Consider the following 1,844-nt stretch of genomic DNA (forward strand, 5'->3'; position numbering starts at 1 on the left):
GCCTTTTGATCCTGTGCCTCGATAAGAATTGATCAGTGGAGACAGGTCGAGCTGGTCAACAACATCCACCACAAAGCGAGCCATATGACCTTCTGGAAGATAATCCTGGATGCTGGCAGGGAAAAGGTCGGGAGTGTTTCGGTCGACCGGTTTGAACTTCCACTTATTCATAGTGCTTTGAGTGTTACTGGTACTGGAATCAGGATTTTACCTGTTTTGCTGGTTAAGTCCGACAGGCTCCTAGGGTAGGCCAGTGCAATTGTTCTCTTTGCAAAAAAAGAAACGCCATTATGGCCTACACAGAAAGTGAGAACTTTGAGCTTTACGAAGGCCATTCCAGCTTAAGCTGTTACCAGTTTAACTCTATGACAGCGAAACATTATTTTTGTAAGCACTGTGGAATCTATACTCATCATCATCCAAGAACACAGAAGAAAACCATTGCTGTAAACCTCTCATGCTTATCCTTGAGCGACTCAGAGATAAAAGCTCTGTACATTCAAAGAATTGATGGCAAAAATCTCAGCACTGAAGAAGCAACTGATCAATAAGGGTACTGGAATTATTAATGCTTTTTCAGTGAACAAAGGTGAGATACTGATGATCCACAACTGACAGAAGAAGATACCACTGGAAAACGGCTACAAAAAATAGCCCGGTTTGGGAGCATATAATGAAAGGCCAGTCCCGAAGATCAGAAAAAGCATAACAAGAGTGTCGCCGGAAAAACTCTGATGTTTTCCATCTCTCAATTGCTTAGAGTACTCATAAGACATTTGTGATTTAGAACATGGGCTCTTGATGGTTTTTTTTCCAGATACCTGAAAAAAATAATATTGCATATTGCCTGAGAAAGCTGATTCGAGAGCTGCACCTGCCATTGTGGCATTGCCCTGCTGGTGCCATAGGGCACTATCATTACGCTTGATACTTGAGATTGATATATCACAATGATCACAAGAGCCTTGCTCCTGTAAAACGGCCTCAAACCTTTTTTCAGATGAGAGAGTTAAAAACTGCTGACTTTCACCTGCCGTAACCACTGAATAGGAACCATTGAAACAGTAACTGGAGTAAAATGACTTGCCATTTCGATGTTTCAGAATACTGGAGTAATACTTTGAACTGGTCAAAGAAGTAAGAACCTTCAACATGGGAACGATACCTGGCACACTCCCTACTTTAGTCCTGTCTTGCCATTGAGCGACCTGTAAAGAAACGCCATTTTTCTTACTGTTTGCCAGACAGGTTCCCTGAGTTAAGGAACAAGCTAAAGCTCTGGACCAATCCCCAGCTTTCGAAAGCATTACCTTCTCCTGGACAGGTTGAATCGAATAAGCCGTACAATCAGGGTATCGCGAATCCGACAGCTGCCAGACTTCGAACTGATAGCCCGTAGAAGAATCAGTAACTGTATATAACTTTCCATTGGCCAAAACGGCATTGACCCACGAGCAAAGCAGCAAACCAATAAAAAACAACAGACAAGTTCTTACCAACATTGCTCATACTCGATTCCGCTGATGACTGGAGTGTAGAGCATATTTATAAATACGAGCTATCTTTTCGATACTGTCAAAGCTGTAAGGATTCAGCGTCTCTCTTAGGCTAGGGAACCTGCGAATAAGTCCCTGATCATGAGATAATAATCTCAGCAGCTTGATCAGAGGTAGTCATGGACCAACAACTCTCTTTTTCCGACAGTGAATTCAGCCAGAAGCGACGCAGAACTCGTAGGGAAATTTTTCTTGAAAGAATGGAGGTTCTGATTCCATGGAAACGCTTAGAGGCCGTAATCGAGCCCTATTACCCTAAGCGTGGCAACGGAAGACCTCCTTATCCTC

At 43.0% G+C, this 1,844-nt stretch carries 2 protein-coding genes and 1 pseudogene; 2 read left to right on the forward strand and 1 reads right to left on the reverse strand.

Going from position 1 to position 1,844, the window contains the following annotated elements:
- Positions 1-254: 254 nt before the first annotated feature.
- Positions 255-551 (forward strand): annotated as a pseudogene (locus WG89_RS33135) (GFA family protein); the annotation flags it as partial.
- Positions 552-641: 90 nt separating this feature from the next.
- Here WG89_RS33135 and WG89_RS30875 read toward each other — a convergent pair.
- On the reverse strand, positions 642-1,043 hold the full coding sequence (locus WG89_RS30875) for a hypothetical protein (RefSeq protein ID WP_153301883.1): 402 nt from the start codon (positions 1,041-1,043) through the stop codon (positions 642-644).
- A gap of 632 nt (positions 1,044-1,675) precedes the next feature.
- On the opposite strand from WG89_RS30875, the gene WG89_RS32540 reads away from it, so the two are divergent.
- The coding region (locus tag WG89_RS32540; RefSeq protein ID WP_062260605.1) for a transposase at positions 1,676-1,844 on the forward strand (169 nt) is incomplete at its 3' end.

This window comes from Endozoicomonas arenosclerae (assembly GCF_001562015.1).
GTDB classification, from domain to species: domain Bacteria; phylum Pseudomonadota; class Gammaproteobacteria; order Pseudomonadales; family Endozoicomonadaceae; genus Endozoicomonas_A; species Endozoicomonas_A arenosclerae.